General features: G+C 49.0%; 11 protein-coding genes and 1 pseudogene. 6 read left to right on the top strand and 6 right to left on the bottom strand.

Annotated elements, in window-relative coordinates:
* Window positions 1–32: 32 nt before the first annotated feature.
* Window positions 33–134 (top strand): annotated as a pseudogene (locus HJG54_RS30535) (transposase-like zinc-binding domain-containing protein); the annotation flags it as partial.
* Here HJG54_RS30535 and HJG54_RS30530 read toward each other — a convergent pair.
* Window positions 134–541 (bottom strand): DMT family transporter, encoded by a 408-nt coding sequence (locus tag HJG54_RS30530; protein ID WP_316436884.1) that lies wholly within the window; start codon window positions 539–541, stop codon window positions 134–136. The pseudogene HJG54_RS30535 and the gene HJG54_RS30530 sit on opposite strands and share 1 nt — an antisense overlap.
* A gap of 198 nt (window positions 542–739) precedes the next feature.
* On the opposite strand from HJG54_RS30530, the gene HJG54_RS30525 reads away from it, so the two are divergent.
* Window positions 740–1,345 (top strand): hypothetical protein, encoded by a 606-nt coding sequence (locus tag HJG54_RS30525; protein WP_316436883.1) that lies wholly within the window; start codon window positions 740–742, stop codon window positions 1,343–1,345.
* Window positions 1,346–1,441: 96 nt separating this feature from the next.
* On the opposite strand, the gene HJG54_RS30520 is transcribed toward HJG54_RS30525, so the two are convergent.
* Both HJG54_RS30520 and HJG54_RS30515 read right to left on the bottom strand, forming a co-directional pair.
* Window positions 1,442–5,269 (bottom strand): AAA-like domain-containing protein, encoded by a 3,828-nt coding sequence (locus HJG54_RS30520; protein ID WP_316436882.1) that lies wholly within the window; start codon window positions 5,267–5,269, stop codon window positions 1,442–1,444.
* 192 nt (window positions 5,270–5,461) lie between these two features.
* The gene (locus HJG54_RS30515) at window positions 5,462–6,751 is read right to left on the bottom strand and encodes an AAA-like domain-containing protein (protein WP_316436881.1); all 1,290 of its coding nucleotides are present in this window, start codon (window positions 6,749–6,751) and stop codon (window positions 5,462–5,464) included.
* A gap of 575 nt (window positions 6,752–7,326) precedes the next feature.
* On the opposite strand from HJG54_RS30515, the gene HJG54_RS30510 reads away from it, so the two are divergent.
* Window positions 7,327–7,764 (top strand): hypothetical protein, encoded by a 438-nt coding sequence (locus tag HJG54_RS30510; protein ID WP_316436880.1) that lies wholly within the window; start codon window positions 7,327–7,329, stop codon window positions 7,762–7,764.
* Window positions 7,765–7,792: 28 nt separating this feature from the next.
* Here HJG54_RS30510 and HJG54_RS30505 read toward each other — a convergent pair whose 3' ends face one another.
* Entirely contained in the window at window positions 7,793–10,270 is a 2,478-nt protein-coding gene (locus tag HJG54_RS30505) for an NB-ARC domain-containing protein (protein ID WP_316436879.1), read from the bottom strand.
* 861 nt (window positions 10,271–11,131) lie between these two features.
* On the opposite strand from HJG54_RS30505, the gene HJG54_RS30500 reads away from it, so the two are divergent.
* Entirely contained in the window at window positions 11,132–13,708 is a 2,577-nt protein-coding gene (locus HJG54_RS30500; protein ID WP_316436878.1) for an ATP-binding protein, read from the top strand.
* Window positions 13,709–13,819: 111 nt separating this feature from the next.
* Window positions 13,820–14,419 carry a Uma2 family endonuclease gene (locus HJG54_RS30495; RefSeq protein WP_316436877.1) on the top strand — a complete coding sequence of 200 codons (600 nt, stop codon included), beginning with the start codon at window positions 13,820–13,822 and terminating at the stop codon, window positions 14,417–14,419.
* Window positions 14,420–14,525: 106 nt separating this feature from the next.
* Here HJG54_RS30495 and HJG54_RS30490 read toward each other — a convergent pair whose 3' ends face one another.
* Together HJG54_RS30490 and HJG54_RS30485 are read right to left on the bottom strand one after the other, a co-directional pair.
* Window positions 14,526–15,557 carry a hypothetical protein gene (locus HJG54_RS30490; protein WP_316436876.1) on the bottom strand — a complete coding sequence of 344 codons (1,032 nt, stop codon included), beginning with the start codon at window positions 15,555–15,557 and terminating at the stop codon, window positions 14,526–14,528.
* 2 nt (window positions 15,558–15,559) lie between these two features.
* The gene (locus HJG54_RS30485; protein WP_316436875.1) at window positions 15,560–17,266 is read right to left on the bottom strand and encodes an MBOAT family O-acyltransferase; all 1,707 of its coding nucleotides are present in this window, start codon (window positions 17,264–17,266) and stop codon (window positions 15,560–15,562) included.
* A 224-nt stretch (window positions 17,267–17,490) separates the two neighbouring features.
* On the opposite strand from HJG54_RS30485, the gene HJG54_RS30480 reads away from it, so the two are divergent.
* Window positions 17,491–18,540, top strand: coding sequence for a hemerythrin domain-containing protein (locus tag HJG54_RS30480; protein WP_316436874.1), 1,050 nt, complete (start codon window positions 17,491–17,493; stop codon window positions 18,538–18,540).
* Window positions 18,541–18,749 lie beyond the last annotated feature (209 nt).

Below are 18,749 nucleotides of genomic sequence, written 5' to 3'. Positions count from 1 at the left end.
GCGATGCACAGTTGGGTCGTGTAATGAAAGTAATGATTTGCCCTCACTGTCAATCGAATCAGATCTCTAAAAATGGGCGTCGGCGAGGCAAGCAGTGCTATCTCTGTAAGGATTGTGGCAAACAGTTTGTCGTTTAGCGACGCCGTTGACTAAACACAGTTGCGGCCAGCACCAACCCAGCACCAATTATGCCCCGCCAACTAAAGCTTTCTCCCAGAAACCAGAACGAAAAAATTGAGGCAAAAATCGGTTCAAGCGTATAAAGCAAAGCAGCTTCATGAGCTGCAACCCACCGTTGAGCCACCGCTTGTGTCCAGATCGGGGTTGCTGTTACGATCAGACTCAAGTAGAGAAGACTATTGAACTGATTCGCAATCGCTGCCATCTGCTCGATTAGTTCCGAGGTAGAGAAAGTCAATCCCAGAACGGCCATCGTGACTAATTGCACTGCAATCAAGGGCAAGGCCGAGTGACGAGGCGCAATCACCTCCAATGCCAAAATATAAACTGCCACTCCAACCGCACAGCCGACGGTGGTCATCCTTCGATTTGCGTCAGCCCATTACTAATAATTCGGCCAATGCAGGTTTTGCAGCCTTGATATTCCGCCATTTCTTGCTGTTGCTGCTGTAACTGAGGCTTAAGTGAGCTTAAGTGAGGCTTAAGTGAGGCTTGCCGCAAAGTGAGTCTAGAGATTTGATCAAGACATAGGAATCAACCAATGTGGGGAGCCTACCTTATGTCAGATATTCCAAGCCTAGCGGATCAACCGATCACTTTAGAGCAACTCCTACAGATGTATCTTGAGTTAACACCCAGCTCTGAGGAAGTGGAAGATTATCTGAACCAATTCAGCGAGGTGAGTAAACTCACGAGTGCAGAGCAATTTGAGCGATGGTTAGAGACAAACGATGATGACTACGATTCGTTCATGGAGCGCATTCGAATTATTATTTCTATGAAGAAGTTTTGTAGTCACATTGACAAACATAAACATATCAAAGCCAAATTTGAGGCCAGAAAGCACCAGTTTGACTATTTTGTGCTCTCTCGGCTGATCTTTACCGATCGGGTAGAGGCTCAGTTAGCCTGTGAACAAATTAAGGACCAACCGAGATCGTTCCAATCCCTGTTTCAAACCTATGCGATGTCCGACCAGGTTCAATCAAAAGGATGGAAAGAGGCGTTTATCCGAGCTGATCTGCCGAATGAGATCCAGCCTTTATTGATCGTTCAACCCAGAAGTTCAGCCAGCTACTTATTTAATCACTTAATTGGCCAACCGCTAAAAGTAAATCAGGGTTGGTGTTTAATTTATATTCATCACTTTGTTCCAGCCTGTTAATCAATGACCGCGCAATATTTCTGATCAACCCGTGAACAGGCGCAGTACTCCGCGCAGGCGGGTTTAGTGAAAGCTGCGTTCTATCACTAACCAAGCTTATGGCTGGCAGACAGATTGGCTGAGATTATCTACAACACTCAGAACCGGATAATCTTTGCATCGGTAGACGCGCCGAATCGGAAAGATCTGTGCAAAGATGGGTCTAAATTGAGCCGAAGAGAAACTACAGGCGGCTTGATTCGTCGGATTGGAGCGGCAGGTGTTCGCTCGGTTCAAGTATTCGGAAACCAGCGGATCGGCACCAACTTTTAACGCCTGCTGAAATGCATCTGCTGCATTGTCAAAGTCGTTTTGCAGTAGGTGTACAAAACCTTTGCTTCTCAATGTCAACACCTCAATCTGCTTAGATCTCATCGGCACTTCACCATACAGGTTCAACGCTTCTTGCAACGTTTGAGTTCTAGCATAGAGAGAGCCACGATTGTAAATCAGATTTTCAGTATAGATCTTATTTTTTAAATCAGGATGCTGTATCAATGCATCTGCTTTATTAAAGAGGGTTTGGGCCTGATTGTATTTCTGGTTAGACACGATTTTGCCATCTTTTTCCTCAACTAGGAAGGCAATCAACTGGGCCAGAATTGGAAAGTCTTCTGGTTGTACTGTACTGGCTGTTGTGTACTGCACAATTGACTGTTCGTATGCCTGTTCAGCCGCTGCAACGGATTTTTCATCGCCTTGGGCCGATAGCGCTAACCCCTGATAGAACAACGCTTGCGGATCAGGTTGATTCGAATTGGCCTCAATCACCTGGTTAAAGTTGTTCAAAGCAGTATCTAAATTAGTCTGAGCTTCGGCTGCATTGCCTAGCAGATCGGCATGTTTCCAGAGTAAAAGATGGGCCTTGCCCTGATTCTTCAAAGCTTGTGGATTTCCAGGCTGTCGTGCTAAGACCTGTTGACAAGCCTGAGCTACCTGATTGGCATCAATCACCACTTGGCGATTGATCAAACTTCCCGCAGCCGCGTTCCCTGAAGCAGAGGCATTGGTAGCTGACGTGACCGGTTGAACGGTGATTGGCTGATTACACTGCTCTACGGAGCGTTGGGCGGCTCTCAGGCGTTCGACAGACGCCATCCCCAAAATACCGGCCACGATCCCAGCCACCGCTAGGCCCACGCCTCCCCAGGCCAAGATCCGCTTGTCGGTGAGCCAATCATATTTGCGTTTTGGATCAACCCGGCGGCCCGATTCCTTAAGACCGCGGAGCTGCTGTAGCACTTCAGCCACATTGGTATATTGATCGGCGGTTGGATTGCCGGGACGATGGCGCACCATCTTGGCTAGGATTCTGGCTAGTTCGTCGCTGACTTGGGCTTTGGAGTGGTGGGGCGGAATTTCGTAGAGCCAGATCACTTCGCCAGTCACTTTATCGACACTCAAATCTTCTGGGGCAATCCCTGTGATGGTTTGAATCCCAATCATGCCAACAGCGTAAATGTCCTGATTTACCGCGGTGCGAGTAGCGATATTAGCTGGTGGTGCGTATTGGGGCGATTCGGTCAGCTCTGGTTTGGGATGGGTTGCGAGGCGTTGTAATAGGCGATTAATTGATTGGAAGGCACCAAAATCAATCAGGATCAGCTTGCCATCCTGACGCCGCCGCCGCAGGTTAGACGGTTTGAGATTGAGGTGAGCCAGTTTTTGCAAATGCACAAATTCCAGAATGCTCAAAACTTCGATCAGCAGATCGACGACTTTCGGTTCATCCCAGGGCTGCCCTGGCTGAATTTCCTGATCGAGATTGTCGCCTTCAATAAATTCCTGGGTGATGTAGAACTTTCCGTCATCTTCGATTGCCAACACCTCCGGAATCTGGTCATGGCCCTTCAGTTTTTCCAGATCGCGAAAAATGCGATCAATTTCGTGGCGGGCCTGCTCTAGAGTTTCGGCATCGTTAGATACAGGAATGTATTCTCGCAGCAAGCAAGATTTATTTTTTAGGTGTTTGTCAGCTACCCGATAGATATGACAGGTATCTCTGGTTTTGAGCTTTTCGATCTCACGGAAGCGTCCAGCAATTGTGCGGCGTTGGCTGCTTTCTTCCAGCTCTTGAGCCACCCATTCGGGACTGAATACTTCGGCATAGAGGCGATTAGCGACCTGATGTTTTTCGACTAAGCCTAGATCTTCCAGCAGGTTTAACCCCGGTGGGTGTTCTGTAGGGGGAACTTGCCCCTGCCCAATTCTGCGATACAGCTCCAGCAGCGCTACAAACTTGTCGTCTTCTGCCCGCAGCGCCACCTGGATTTGCTTCAGGTGGTCTAATACTGCCGGTTGGGTTTGTTTTTGCAGCCATTCGGTTTGGATCAGGGTGGCAACGGCTGCTGCATCTGCATCTGCAATCGGTTGCTGTTGGTAAGCTTTGAGCAAGTCCTGGCACAGCAGCTCGGTTAGAACCGGTTGGGAACCAACCCAGGTGCGAATCGCCCGAATGAGCTGGGAGGGTTGGCTGGTGATCTGGTTTAGCTTTGGCAAAAATGCCTTGAGAATCGGGATCACTTCCGGTTTTGCTTCGGAAATTTGTTCTAGGGTGCGGCTTGCTTCCAGGAAGTGTTGATCTTCTTCACTGAGTTCTGCTTTACTTAACCGTTGGCTCTCAGCCCAAGCTAGAGCGTCCTGCAGCGCTTGACCATACAGCAGCCGTGATTCATCTGTGTAACCTGACTTGACCCAGGCTTTGATCGCTTCACTGTAGGGGCGCAGTTTTGCCAGCTCTTGCTCAATCCACTGTTGATTAAAAATCTCTTGATAGATTGGGTTATAAACCCGTAAAGCTCCCTCGCGTTCGATCACTAACCCCGATAGCTTTAGCTCCAGATGCTCCAAATCTTCTCGATTCTCGATGATTTCCCCCCGCTCTAAAATTTGCTGATACAGGTTCAGCAGGTGGCTGGGCGACCGTCTACTTTTGAGAATGCGGTCACGAATCACACCAAAGTGAGCGGGTTGATCTTTCTGACTCCAGTTCTGAATAATTTCTGAACGCACCAGCGTATCAATAGCCGATTTTTCTTGACCGGCAATAATTTTATGCTGCTTTTTAGATACCAAATTACACAGCTTCTGGGTCAGAAACGGTTGGCCGCCGGTCCAATCCAAAATCTCCTTCAATACCCAATCTGGTCGATCTGCAACCGTACCGATTCCAGATTCTAATGGTTTCGCCTCTGCTTGACTAAAACCGTAGAGCTTGATCTCTTGACCAATATTAAATGGAGTACAGTCTACGTTAGAAATTAAATCGTAAGGCGTTGCCACACCGATCAGTACAAAAGTCAGTCGCTCGTAGTCTCGATTACTAGTACGCTGGTTGTAGCAACTGCGAATGAAGGCAAAAAAATCATCGGTTGATAAATCATCAATGGATTCTTTTTTCAACTTCAGTTTAAGTTTTAGAATGTAATCAATTTCATCAATTACAATAATCAGCTTGCGGTCTGGAAATCGGGTCAACAAGAAGGTTTCAATGAACTTCCCCAGCCGAGCGGAGGGCGTGAGGTGATCATGCTGTTGCCACCAGGCCGATAGGCTAATCTCGGCTAGCTCAAAGCTCTCCTTAAAGTTGTCCAGTATTGTTGTGTACCATTGGTCTAATGACTTAACTTCGGCCCCAACCGAGGACATGTCAATAAAGGCAAACAAAACCCCTTCGGCTTCTAACTTCTTTCTCGTCCGTACCACCAGGCTGGATTTTCCCATTTGCCGCGAGTTGAGGACGTAGCAAAATTCACCTGCTTTCAACAGACTATACAACTTTTGATCGGCGGCGCGTTCCACATAGGTTGGATGATTAGGGTCAAGGGTGCCCCCGACCTGGTACTCATAATATGGGTTAAAGCTCTCAGTATCTGGTTCTAGCATCTGTACTGATTCCAACCATAGGGAATAAATAATCTGCCGATTCTAAATTCTAAGGTTACTAACTAGAGCACTTTATAATAAACATCGCTCTGTCTACCATCCACCCAACTGCTACAAAGCTGCCATCTACCCATCTACCCATTTACCGTTCGGCTGAGCCGCTCACGGCGAAGCCCATCTACCCGTCCCCATCTAGATCTGACGCTTGAAATAGTTATAAAAATATCGTTGATAGAGATGACATCGCGGCGCTGCAACATTTTCAGAGGCGTCAATCAGACGGATTAAGCCCATGCTGTATAGCTTAAAGGCATCAACTGCTGCGATGGGCATTGCTTCATTAACCGTAACAATCTCTTTAAATTGAGATTTTAATTCGGCGCAGCTTTCCAGAGCTGTGGTAATTTGTAGCAGATGATTCGTATAGATGCCAATTTGAGTGCAAGCAGTTTCCGTGATGCGTTTCAGCACCTTGTCTGTTTCTTTTTTTTGATGCTTGATGTAGAGAAAGGCGGTATCCACCAAGTAGGGATGCCCTCCCACCAGTTTCACCAGTTCGTCGGTATAATTGCTTTCCCAGCGTAATCGGTATCGTCTGGCCAGTTCCTCGATTTGGTTGTTATCAAACTCTGACAGTTCAACGTCAGTACCAATCGAGGTGAAAGGCGAGTAATCGATGTCACTCGATAGCCCATAAATATCGGTTGAATAAACTGTGACTAGCCGAAAGTGGCTCCAGATTTTTTGGCTGGCTGTACTGCCTTTGATTACTTTGTCACCCCAGCTCCGCAGCAGAGCACGAAACTCGTCCATAATATCGAGATTCTCAAAAATATGGTCCACCCGGTCTAGAACCAGCAGTAAGGAGCTATTCAGGTTAGCCATTTCCGTCAGCACATATTTTTGAAAATAATTAGTAATCTTTTGGCTGGGCGTTAGCTCATCTAACCAGTAGACATCGAGCTTGACCGGCAAATCTAGTTCAATACTGACCGACACACAGAGCCATTTGAAGAAAGCTTCTGTATTAGTGAGCACCTGTCGATCAATGTCTAGTTCCACCTTGCGGAAATCAATGCGCTGGCTGAGTTTGGTAAGTACTTCATTTAGGAATAGGGTTTTGCCCATCAACTGCGGCCCCTTGACTCGCACAATTGCTCCTGGCTTCTGTAAGGCGGCATAGCACCGAGCTTCTTCTTCAGTGCGGCGAATATAAAATTCGTAGCTGGCTGGTGGGGCGATAACGTTGGCGTCCACAATTGTTTCCATCGATAAATCCAATACCTCGGCGATGGATTCAACGGTTGAAGCATCCACATTCTTCATTGCAAAAAACCGATCAACCGTTGCCTTAGAGACTTGCGCCTGTTCGACTAAATCTTCTCGTCGCCATCCTCGCTTTGCCATCTCAGCCTTGATCCGCTCAAGTCCGTCAGTGGAGGCTGGAATGCTGTTTCTATTCCTTTCCTGCTTGTTCATCATCACCCTGCCTTTGACTAACTCTTAACTAGCTATTCAGTAGTTAAAACAATTAGATTGATATAAAAGATACTTTCATGAATATTCCTTTTCGCAGACGTTGACTGGGCAATTGCCCTACAGTCAAACAGGTCAGAACTCACTTATTTTAGTCTTAATTTTTTGGCCTTGATCTGGCCTGCATGCATGATTTGCTTTTAGCCAGTTTTAATCAAGCTTTTAGTCAATCAGTTTATAGTCTCCTGCCGCAATGTCAACAGATTGGCCTTAACTACAGTCAGACTGCAATCGTTTCCTGATGGCGTTGCTGAGTAGAGGTGAATAGAGGTATGAATCGTGGAGTTGCTGTAACGTTGGTAGGCTCGCAGAAAAGGAGGATAGGCGAGAGCCGTAGAAGCCTAAACTCACAGCCCATCATTTTTTAATCATCCTCTGAGCATGTTGGCAGTGGCTGAAGATGATCTGAGGCTGATCTAAGAGCCAATCAACGAGTTGACTGAGGCTTAAGTGAGGCTTGCATCAAAATGAGTCCAGAGTTTTGATGAAAACATCGAAACACATCACACAGGGAAAGCCTTATGAACTCTACTCCAACTGGATTTGCAGAATATACTCAATTTTCTCACAAGCTAGCACAAGTAGATCTAGGCCCCGTTGCTCAACGGCTTTCTCAAACCGAGGGTTGGAGCGATCAGCAAATTGAGCAGGCAATGGTGCGGTACCAGCAGTTTTTGTTTCTCATTCAACAGTATCCCGATCAAGAATTTGTGCCTGATCGCGAAACCGACTCAGTTCTGCATGCCCATTTGGAAACAGACCAGTATGTTCGGGACTGTCAAATCCTGTTTGGTGCTGATTTGCTCCACGAGAATGGATTTGGTACACGCGGAGAGGCAGATCGTTGCTCCTGGTTGGAGCGGTTTAATTACACAAAAGCGCTGATTCAACAGCATTTCAACTGGGCTAGCCTGAATGCACTCAAGCCTGCTAATTGTGTGGTGCAATTGGCGGTTTAATCTGGGCAGTCGTTTTGATCTGGGCAACCTACACTGGCGAGGGAGCACTGTTAGCTAGGGTTTGTAGCAGTGTCCTGATAGCATCCGCTTCTGCATCCATGCTTAATTTTTCGAAATTATCTAATGCTTGCAAGGCCCATCGGCGGGCGTCTTCTGGCTGGTTTTGAATCTGTGCCAATTGAGCCAGGGATTGCTGACAGCAAGCGCTTTGATAGATGTCGTGACTCACTTCAGCACTACGGCATTCTTCCTGCAGGATCTGGGCAGCCGTTGCATAATCTCCGCGATGGGTCGCGATATCGGCCAACCAATTACGAGAACGATGAATCACTTTCTGCCAGTTAATGGCTTGGGCAGATTTTACAGCTTCTAGAAAGTATGTCTCCGACTGAGCATAGTCTCCCAGTGTGAAGCTGGCTCTACCTTGGTAATAGCGAATCCGACTCAGGTGTAGAGCGCGTTTAGACTCGGGGATGCTATCCTGCTTTAGCAGCATCAGGGCATGATCGAGCCAAGGCTGCATTTCTGTCTGGCCTTGATGAACTCGTAGCACCAGCAGATTCACGGCCAGATCCAAACTGCGCTGCTGTTGATCGAGACTCTGGGCAAGGGTTTGATTAAGCGACCATGCTTCTGTGTAGAGCCGCTCAGCTTCTGCCAATCCATCAGGTTGTCCGATCGTTGTGTAAATCCAACCGCGACTAGCCATGATTTTGATCGCAAGGGCCGGATCTCGCGATTTTGCCATTTGGATCAGCCAGTCCATCCATTCCAACTGCTCACCCCAACACTTCAGCCGATCTTGACGAGATCCTTGTAAATAGATATGAGCATCCAAATACTGCCAGAATTTACATAGATCCTCGTACCGTTCTTGATGCAGGCACCAATCCAGCACGGTTTGAATGTTTGACCATTCTGCTTCTAAAACATCATTTTGCGTCTGCCAGTCAAAGCGGCTCTGCCCACCATAGCGTTGTACCAGCTTGAGGCACCAGTTGACCCAGCGCTCGCGTGCGGCCTGCTCAAATTCTGGATAAGCTGGCAATTCAGCCATTACATACTCACGGGTCAGGGGCAACAGACTATAGCCGTCCTGAGACTGCAACACGAGCGATAGCTCTTGGAGTTGGGCAAATGGTTCTTCTGCATGACTAGAAGCCGCTGTTGCATTTTCCTGCGACAGTGCTACCTCTAGCAGGGTTTGTCGCTGGATCGGTGAAGCAAAAAAAGTCAAAGCCATCAAAATAAAATGAGCTGGCTGCTGTCGCACAAGCGCAACAGAGTGCTCAAAACAAAAACGAGTTACGTCATTGCTAGCCTGAGAGAGTTGTTCCAGGACATATTGCACCGAATAGCAGCTCACCATTTGACCGATGGCATAGTAGATTGCAACCGGAATTCCGCTCGTGCGCTGGTACAAGATCTCGCATTCGTCTTGAGTTAGATGCACGCCTTTTTCGTCTGCCTCATGCTGAATGAGCTGCAATGCTTCTGATGCGGATAGGGCCGATAGCCGCAGTGGTACGAAGACGCCTTGCCTGCGGGTTGTAATGACCGCTTTCACAGTGGGGGGCAGATCGTGATACAGGAAAGATAAAACATCCTGTTGATTCTCAACGGTTTCTAAGTTATCAACGATCAGTAGCGTCCTGACGGTCGATAGGGCATCTTGCAACCGCTCGATCTGATCTTCCAGATTAATGCCAGTGATTTCGATATTACCTAGTGTGCGAGCAATTTGCCGAAAGATGTCTTGCAGCGTGCGATGGGGTTTGCTGATGCGGGGCAGCAGACTGAAGCATGTGAGCAGGTGCTGTTTGGCCGAGGTGAAAATGATGACATCAAAGCTGGGAAAGCCTTGGAAAGTTTCGTCGAGATTTTGGCTGGCTTGCAAACAGCGATAGGCGACTTCGACGACTAGGCTAGTTTTACCAACGCCGCCAATGCCATCAATGCTGATCAAATGGGCACCGTGTCGAGGTGAGAGTAGCTCTAGCAGTTTCGCAATTTCGGATTCTCGCCCCACAAATCGACTATAGGTAGGGGTGGGCAAGTTGTGGCGAACTCGGGAGGAGGCTGGATTGGAGGGCTTGGTAGAAGAACAAGCTGGAGGAACCTCTGCGGACTGATGGGCGGAATCACGGGTGGAAGGAGTTGAAGAATGAGCGGGGAAAACCTCAGTAGGTAACGAATGGGCTGTAAGCTCAGCCGCACTAGGCTCTAACCCAGCGGATTGTTCTTTCAAGTTCCTCAGCACTAGAGCAACGGTTCTGATGCTGACTTTTTGATTAGTCGCTTCTGAAAGCAGTTTCCAAAGTTCTGGGCAATAGAGCTGCTGCACAGTCAAATCAGAATATCCTTCAATCGTAATGTGCTTCAGCCGTTTTCCCCCTAGAGCCTGCCGCAGGATTTCTTTTTGCTGGAGCGTCAGAGATCTACCTTGCTTGGCATGGATCTGGGCATCGGCAACTTGAATCAATTCTGATATTTCTGTGGAATTCATAGCTTGCTAAAGTCAGCTCTGCTATTAGCAGCATAGCTTGAGTTTCTCTAGTTAGAAAAGATCTGAGAAATTCAAAACAGAAATCGTAACGTATAAATATTTGAAAATTCAAGAAAATGAATTTTTTCAATTTCTTGAATTAGAAACCTGATCGTTTTGAATTAAATTATTCAATTGTCTTGAAATTCCTAAGACAATATGAGCTTTTTGTTCGGTACTGTATGAATGTAAATCGATTCCTCACAGTGCATTCAATTTACTGTTCTTATTGATTGCGATATTTAGTTACCATTTTCGTTCCCGAACTGATTTCACTCCAGAGTTTGATGAATTATCAAAACTCCAGTAGGTTTCTTCTCATTCATTAATTTTGCTTGCCACAATCATAGCCGCTTGAGCTGAAACAAAGCAGAAATCCTGTTCTAGCTGGTGTTTTAGCTGCTGTTTTAGCTGCCGTTTGAGTTGCTGTAAATCGTCACACAAAGGAGAATTCCCATGCGTCTGTTTAATGGGGTATTACTTGTAGTGCTACTGTTGCCCACAGTTTTGTCTTTGTCGAGCTGTCAGCTACGAAAGGGATTGCTGATTCAGCCCCAATCTTTGCAGCCTGTAACTGATTTAGTGCTGACGGCTCAGCAAATATTGGCTAATAATACTGACCAGCATCCGATCATAATCAGAAGATCTCCAGGTGGTTCTCGCTAGGAGAAGCAGTGAAGCTATCTGGGTGTTGCTGACGGCTATGATAGGCTCCCCTTGCCCCCTTTACAATCAACTATCAATTCAGATGAAGCCAATCTTGCCGTTACCAGTCAAAATAGTTACAGACTAAACTGAATTTGGCTGATAATTGCAAACGCGATGATTGGGATTAACCAACGAGACTTGGGCTTGGGGGCAGGAGTGTTTGGCATTACTCTTGCTCTGCTGATGGCGTTTTCAGATTGGTGGAATCTGCTGCTGAGCGCAAACGGCTTTATGCCGCACGGGCATTGTTACCTCTGGAAGCCGGAACTGGTATGGCTGCATGTAATTTCTGACTCCTTGATTGCCCTGGCCTATGTGGCAATCTCGGCAACGCTGGCCTACCTAGTCTACCGCACTCGCCGAGAAATTCCGTTTCACTGGATGTTTTTGGCCTTTGGCACCTTCATTGTCGCCTGTGGCAGTACCCACTTCATGGAGGTGTGGACCTTGTGGTATCCGACCTACTGGTTGTCTGGAGCCTTGAAGGTGGTCACGGCGGTGGCCTCGGTGGCTACGGCGGTGGTCTTGCCGGCCTTAGTACCCAAAGCACTGAACTTGGTAGAAGCAGCCAAACTTTCGGAAGAACGGCGGCGGCATTTAGAAGCGGCCAATCACAAGCTTGCTACCCTAAACACTCAACTCCAAGAAGTAGACCAGCTCAAGACTCAGTTTTTTGCCAATGTCAGCCATGAGTTGCGAACGCCGTTAACCTTGATTCTCGGTCCGGTGGACAAGCTGCTGCACCAAGCAGGACTGCCTCCAGAGCACCAGCAGGCTCTAGAACTGATCAAACGCAATGCCCGCCTGTTGCTAAAGCAGGTAAATGACCTGCTCGATGTCTCTAAGCTAGAAGCAGGCAAGATGACGCTAGACTACCAGCAAATTGACCTAGCTCAACTGGTGTGCCTCACAGCCGCTAATTTCGATGGATTGGCCCAGGAAAAGCAGCTTGACTTTAGACTGGAAGTACCAGAGTCGCTGTTGGCCCAAGCAGATGCAGCTAAACTTCAGCGCGTGTTGCTCAACCTGCTATCCAATGCTTTCAAATTTACTCCCGATGGCGGCACCATTTGCTGCAGGCTAAATTCAGCCCCATCCTCTAACCTAGCCATACTCACTGTTGAAGATAGTGGTCCGGGAGTGCCGATAGAACTTCGGGAAACCATCTTTGAACGGTTTAGTCAGGGCGAAGGGGGAACCACTCGTCGCTTTGGAGGGACGGGTTTGGGGTTAGCGATTGCCAAGGAATTTGTTGAACTCCAGGGCGGCACGATTACGGTGAACGATGCGCCAATTGGTGGTGCCTGCTTTACCGTGGAGCTACCGCTGCAACCACCCGCTGGCATCACTGGCATTACCATGACCACCTCAGCCGGGGACTGGGGACCTGCGACCGAAATGGCCGACCTGCTCGTTGAAGAACTTACCGTGCGTGCAACCGAGCCACACAGCCAGGAGCCGCCCACTAGCAAACCGCTGGTTTTGGTGGTTGAAGACAACCTAGAGATGCAGCAATTCATCACGATGACCCTAGCCAGCGAGTATCGCACCGCCACCGCCACCAACGGACAAGCTGGCCTCGAGCAAGCCATTGCCCTGCAACCCGACCTGATTGTCAGTGATGTGATGATGCCCCAGCTCAGCGGTGAGCAGATGGTTCAGCAACTCCGCACCCATCCCGAATTAAACCATACCCCCATAGTGATACTGACGGCCAAGACCGACGATGAATTGCGGGTGCAACTGTTGCGGCAAGGGGCACAAGACTACCTGATGAAGCCATTTTCGGTGGAAGAACTAAAGGCCCGGATTGGTAACTTGGTGGCGCTAAAGCGAGTCCGCGATTTGCTGCAACAGGAACTGGCTAGCCAAAGCCACAATTTGGAAGCCTTGGTCGAGGAAGTTAGTCTGCGTCGCCGGGAACTTCAGATTGCCCTCAATGCCCTTCAACGGCAGGCCGAGGAGCTGGAACAGGCCAATCGGCTGAAGGACGAATTTTTAGCCATTGTCTCCCACGAGCTGCGCACGCCCCTCAACTCGATTCTGGGTTGGGCCGAGGCTCTGCGAGCGCGCCAATTCAACGAAACCGTCACCAATCGCGCCTTAGAAACCATCGCGCGCAATGCCAGACTGCAAACTCAACTGATCGAGAACCTGCTCGACATTTCTCGGCTGATGCGGGGCAAGCTGCTGCTGAATCAACAGCCAGTCGATTTAACTGCGGTGATTCAAGCCGCACTCCAAACCGTGCAATCTGAAGCAACAGCCAAGTCGATTCAAATAACAGCCCATTGCGCCGATGCCATTGGTGCCGTCCTAGGGGATAGCGACCGTCTCAAGCAAATCGTGGAAAATCTGCTGGCAAATGCGGTCAAGTTCACCCCTGCCGGAGGCCGAGTTGAGATTCACTTGGAGCAGAACCAGGATCAGGCAGAGATCCGAGTCAGCGATACAGGCCAAGGGATTCGAGCCGAGGTCCTGCCCTATATTTTCGACTACTTCCGTCAGGCCGATAGCTCCACCACTCGTAAGCACGGCGGCCTAGGCTTGGGACTAGCGATTGTGCAGCAGTTGGTGGAACTACACGGAGGCGAAATTCGGGTCGAGAGTCCGGGCGAAAACCAAGGAGCCACCTTTACCGTAACACTGCCCCTGATCACCACCTCGACGCCGCCAGCCTATTTGCGTTAGGGGAAGTTTTGGCTTAGAGAAATACTTGGGTGTATGCTTCAGAGGTAGAGTTTCACGCCCTCACGATCGGCAGTTACCCAAGTCAGTAGCGGCATGGATAAGGAGATCGCCATGATTCAGGTACTTCAGGAACCCAGATCCTCAGAAGACAAGGTAACTGTTTACTACGACCGCACTTGGGAACAGTTTAAACACATTCAGAAAGGCTTGGAAGGCTCTCCGGGCGTGCGATTATCCTTTTACGAAGGAGTAGTTGAGATATTCATGCCGGGGCAATCGCACGAAATCTTCAAAAAAATTATTGCCTCACTGCTGGAAGCATTCTTTCTGCACTGGAGCATCAAGGTCGTTCCTACCGGAGCGGTCACCCAGGAGCAGGAAGGGGTAGCCTCTGCCCAAGCAGACGAATCCTACTGCTTTGGAAATGCTAAACCGATCCCGGATTTATCGATTGAAGTGATTTTTACCAGCGGTTCTGCCACAAAATTGAAACGGTATCAAGCGTTAGGAGTACCTGAAGTTTGGTTCTGGGAAGACGGGCTTTTCACCCTTTACCGCTTGGGAGACAACGGATATACCAGAATCTACAAAAGCCAAATCCCTGAATTAGCAGCATTAGATTTTGACCTACTGACTCAATGCGTTTTAGTAGGCGAAACCGACTGGCTAGAAGCGGTTCTGATGTTTAAAGCAGCGCTTTCACAAAGCTGATCCATGTCGATCTGCTTCGAGCTTGGAACTTCTCTGTAGATACTCTAGTAGACGATTCACTAGACAATTCACTAGACAATTCAAGAGACAACCTTAGAACCGTCACCTAGCTTTTAGAGGGCCGCAGCTCAGGACGGTCATCTGAATCAACTCTGGCTAAAAAGGAGCGCATCCGGCGCTGATAAAGCGATTGGTAATCAGCCAAACTGTTGCTGGCTACCTTCATCCCAAAGGTCTCAGGTCTGACGGTGGTTCTGCCTTCTAGCACGGCTGCCACTTGCTGAAACACGGCCGGGTAGTAGTGGTTACCATCGTAGGTATTATCAGTGCGTTCGGTCACTGGAGAGGGAACCGAGAAATCGTAAATAGCATCAAAGCTGCTCGCTAACTGATGGATACCGCTGAGCTGGCAGTTGAGCAACCCATTGGCATACTGCATGTTATACACTCGCCAAACTGAAACAGGAGCGACAAAGCCAATTAGCTCTGCCTGCGAGAAAATCTGCCGCAACGATTGGTAGAACTGGATACGACTGCGATCACAGCCGAGGTGATCCTCGTTTTCCACGTCAAATTCCGGCTGATAGCGGGGAATCTCCTCTGAGAGCTGCACCTGAAAGTTGTGGTCGTAGAGTCTGGCATAGGAATAATCTTGAGCAAGGGTTTTGAGCGAGAGCCAAAAGGTGTCGAACGAAAACAGGTACGCCTGATACATCGGCAGCGGGTCAGTGACTTCTGCAAATTGTCTGGGCTGGGCGCGGCGGTTCAGGCCGGAAGGTTCAATTTCAACGTATACCCGGCTAGGACTGATTCCTTGCTGTTTAACGTACTCAGCATAGTTGACTAATTCCTCCGGTTTGCCGCCGCTAAAGGCATAGTTGAAACAGCGATTGTTTTGCAGAAACGCCGAATTGAGCAGCGTGGCCCTAGAGGTACCCAAAATTAAGCAGTCATAGGCTTGAGGATTTTGTAACAGCAAATTCGTTTTAGCCAGACGTTCATTCCAGGGTGGATTTACGTTCGTAATCAAATTACCTTGGCCATACCAAAGCGGATCAACCGCCAGATTTACCAAGCCAACCAGCAGCAGAATCGTCAGCAGAACCGTGAAGTAGGTTTTGAGATAGGAGTGTGCCATCACTAGAACTCGAAGTAGAGAAATTCACTCACTTGCGCCAGATTTAATAGGGCAGCGGCTGTCAGAATCGCGCTGATTACGGCCCAAACCCGGTTTGGTCGCCAGCTCAACCGTGCGCTGAGTTGGTTTGGATTAAGTGAGTTCAGCTTGAATGATCTTAGGTTCAATCGCCCTAGTGTCTGCCAGTTGACTGGCCCGATGCGCAGATCGTCCCTGCGTAATTGATCGGCATCGCTGGGTTGGATGCCTTGATCAGGCACGGCGGCAACGGCCCCTCTGGTCAGCCACTCCTGCGTATTTGGCGCTAGCCACACTAGCAACAGCAATGCTGAAATTTTCAGAATCGGCACGATTGGGTCAATTTCATTCACGTCATCTAATTGCTCGACCTGCAACTGAACGCTTGGCATCAGATCATTAAACTGCACCCCCCACGCCTGCATGAACCCCAGTGAGTCCTCCAGCGATGCCGGGAGGGAAATGCCATTTAGGCCAACCATACCCCTCAGCATCGAAACAGCCACCTCTAGGCTCTTGGCTCTGAAAAACACCCAGCCCACCACCACGGCGACAAACGTCAACAGCCAGCTTGCTCGCTTGGCCCAGACAAGGTTCTGCTGCGAATTCTGCTCCCCTAGCCGCTGCCACAACGATCGCCATTGATGATTGATCAGCAAATATACCCCATGCAGGCCGCCCCAAACCACAAAGGTCCAGGCTGCACCATGCCACAGGCCACCCAACAGCATGGTAGTCATTAAGTTGAGGTTGCGACGGAGTTCGCCTTTGCGGTTGCCGCCCAGCGGAATATACAGATAGTCACGCAGAAAATTGGATAGCGTCATGTGCCAGCGTCGCCAAAAATCGATGATGTTCACGGCCTTGTAGGGCGAATTGAAGTTGATCGGCAAGTCAATTCCGATCATTTTGGCTAAACCAACCGCCATATCCGAATAGCCAGAGAAATCAAAATAGAGCTGTAGGGTAAAGGCCAGCGCACCGATCCAGGCTTCCACAACTGTGAGGGCTACCCCGTCTGTGGCAGCAGCAAAAATCTGCGTCGAGTAGGGCGCTACCCCATCCGCCAGGATGACTTTTTTGAATAGCCCCATGCCAAATAGGGTGACTCCCATCGCAAACGAGGCAGAATTAAAACGATAAATCGCATGATTAGCAAACTGATGAATGATCTGCTTATGGTGAATCAGTGGACCGGCGATCAGGTGGGGAAAGAAGGAAACAAACAGCGAATAATCCAGGAAACGATAGGCGAACGGTTGAGGACTGCGATAGGAGTCTACCAAATAGGCAATTTGCTGAAACGTAAAAAAAGAAATGCCCAGCGGTAAGACCACCTCCACCGGATTCAAGGTTGTATCGGTTAAGTTGGCTACGGTCGCGAGCAAAAAATTGGCGTACTTGAAATAGGCTAGCCAAGTTAAGTTAACTGTAATTCCCAGCACCAGTAGGGCTTTCCTCAGGTACGGTTGGGCGACGCGCACCAGCCCCACACCCACACCATAGTTAAACCCAATCGAAGCCAGCAGTAACAGCAGGTTGGCCGGATTCCACCAGCTATAAAACACCAGAGAAGCCGCCAGCAGCCAAGCCGTCGCCAGCCGAAAATAGCCCCTGCCGCCGATCTGAAAGAAGATCAGCAGCGTTATAGGCAAAAAACAACCGATGAATAGGGCTGAGTTAAATAGCATTCGGTCAAGAAAAAATGGGGGCAAACAGTTATTAGAGGCTGAAAGAGGGGAAATTGTTCCGCAGGACTGGGCAGGTGGGGAAGGGGAAGCAGAATGAAGTTCCCCTACCTCTCCTTCTCAAACATCTAACTAAGGATAGCTGAACAACTTGTGATCACCGTTCAAGATCAAAAAGGGTTGAGCTATTAGCTTAATCACAATCTTTTGATTGAGGAGAACAACTCATGGTTACACAATTAGATGATGCTAAGCGGCTGGCCATTGGTGAGAAACTGGCCGATATGAAAGCAATTCAAAATTTGATTATTTCTAATGAGCAAAGATTGATGCAAGAGTGTCCGGATCAGGATGTGCGCGAGCGGCTGCAAAACATGCTGGAAGATGACCGGAAAAATATGGGCGTTTTGGAAACCGTGATCGTGCAGTACGGCATTCAGTCTGAGCCAAACCGGACCACCCAGAACATGGTGCAGCAGATCGAGCAGATGATGTCGGGCAATGAGCTGAGTTTCTATCAGAAGCTGGTTCAGCATGAGCTGTTGAAGCATGGTCAGGTGATGAGTGGTCTCCTGGTGCATAAGGCAGCCCAGGTAGTGGGGGCAGACATTGAAGTGGCGATTGGTCCGCTCAATACGATTAACTTCGAGAACCGGGCGCATCAAGAACAACTCAAGGGCATGCTGGAATTGGTCGGCGTGCGGGAACTCACCGGCAAAGATGCCGATCAGGGTCTGTGGGCTAGAGTCCAGGATGCAGTGGCGGCGCTTTCGGGTGTGGCGGGCAGCGTCGTGACTCAAAACACCGACAAGCAGGATATGAACATTCAAACCCTGATTCGGTTGGACCACAACAAGGTGAATACCCTGTTTACCCAGGTTGGCGCGACGAACGATCCGCAGAAGCTGCAGGAATACTTCGGTCAGATCTACAAAGACCTGATGGCCCATGCCCAAGCGGAAGAAGAGGTCGTTTATCCACAAGTGCGCTCCTTCTACGGCAACGAAGACACCCAAGAGCTGTACGATGAGCAAGCTGAAATGAAGCGGATGCTGGATCAAATCAAAGCCGTTGATCCTGCCACTTCTAAGGACCAGTTCAAGTCGATGATCAAGCAACTCATGGATGTCGTGGGAGACCACATTCGCCAAGAAGAAAGCACTATGTTTGCCTCAATCGACCGCAATTGCAGCACTTCACAGAAGGAGCAAATGGCGTCCGAGTTCAAGGCGGCTAAGAGCAGAATTCAGCAAGAAATGGCCAGCTCGATGCGCTAAGCAGGCGGCAGGGTCAGGAAGGAGCAATCCGATAGTGTCCTGACACTATTGCCATCCGATAGGCTCAGGTCAAAAAACTCACCCCCCTTCCCACAAGGGGGGCATTGTTTGTGTTGGTGAAGAACGACCCCTATGGACTGACTGCTCGATTGAGCGAACCTGAGCGAACCTTGACTGCTCAATTAACTTTAATTGTTACGTTCAACACC

This window comes from Leptolyngbya sp. NK1-12, from assembly GCF_032598965.1.
Lineage (GTDB): Bacteria > Cyanobacteriota > Cyanobacteriia > Elainellales > Elainellaceae > Elainella.
Note: the sequence above shows the minus strand (reverse complement) of the source record. Positions and strands in the feature narration are given on the sequence as shown.

Excerpts from the sequence above, each read along its gene's own strand:
- HJG54_RS30530 (WP_316436884.1), bottom strand. The coding sequence starts at position 541 with ATGACCACCGTCGGCTGTGCGGTTGGAGTGGCAGTTTATATTTTGGCA.
- HJG54_RS30525 (WP_316436883.1), top strand. The coding sequence starts at position 740 with ATGTCAGATATTCCAAGCCTAGCGGATCAACCGATCACTTTAGAGCAA.
- HJG54_RS30520 (WP_316436882.1), bottom strand. The coding sequence starts at position 5,269 with ATGCTAGAACCAGATACTGAGAGCTTTAACCCATATTATGAGTACCAG.
- HJG54_RS30515 (WP_316436881.1), bottom strand. The coding sequence starts at position 6,751 with ATGATGAACAAGCAGGAAAGGAATAGAAACAGCATTCCAGCCTCCACT.
- HJG54_RS30510 (WP_316436880.1), top strand. The coding sequence starts at position 7,327 with ATGAACTCTACTCCAACTGGATTTGCAGAATATACTCAATTTTCTCAC.
- HJG54_RS30505 (WP_316436879.1), bottom strand. The coding sequence starts at position 10,270 with ATGAATTCCACAGAAATATCAGAATTGATTCAAGTTGCCGATGCCCAG.
- HJG54_RS30500 (WP_316436878.1), top strand. The coding sequence starts at position 11,132 with ATGATTGGGATTAACCAACGAGACTTGGGCTTGGGGGCAGGAGTGTTT.
- HJG54_RS30495 (WP_316436877.1), top strand. The coding sequence starts at position 13,820 with ATGATTCAGGTACTTCAGGAACCCAGATCCTCAGAAGACAAGGTAACT.
- HJG54_RS30490 (WP_316436876.1), bottom strand. The coding sequence starts at position 15,557 with ATGGCACACTCCTATCTCAAAACCTACTTCACGGTTCTGCTGACGATT.
- HJG54_RS30485 (WP_316436875.1), bottom strand. The coding sequence starts at position 17,266 with ATGCTATTTAACTCAGCCCTATTCATCGGTTGTTTTTTGCCTATAACG.
- HJG54_RS30480 (WP_316436874.1), top strand. The coding sequence starts at position 17,491 with ATGGTTACACAATTAGATGATGCTAAGCGGCTGGCCATTGGTGAGAAA.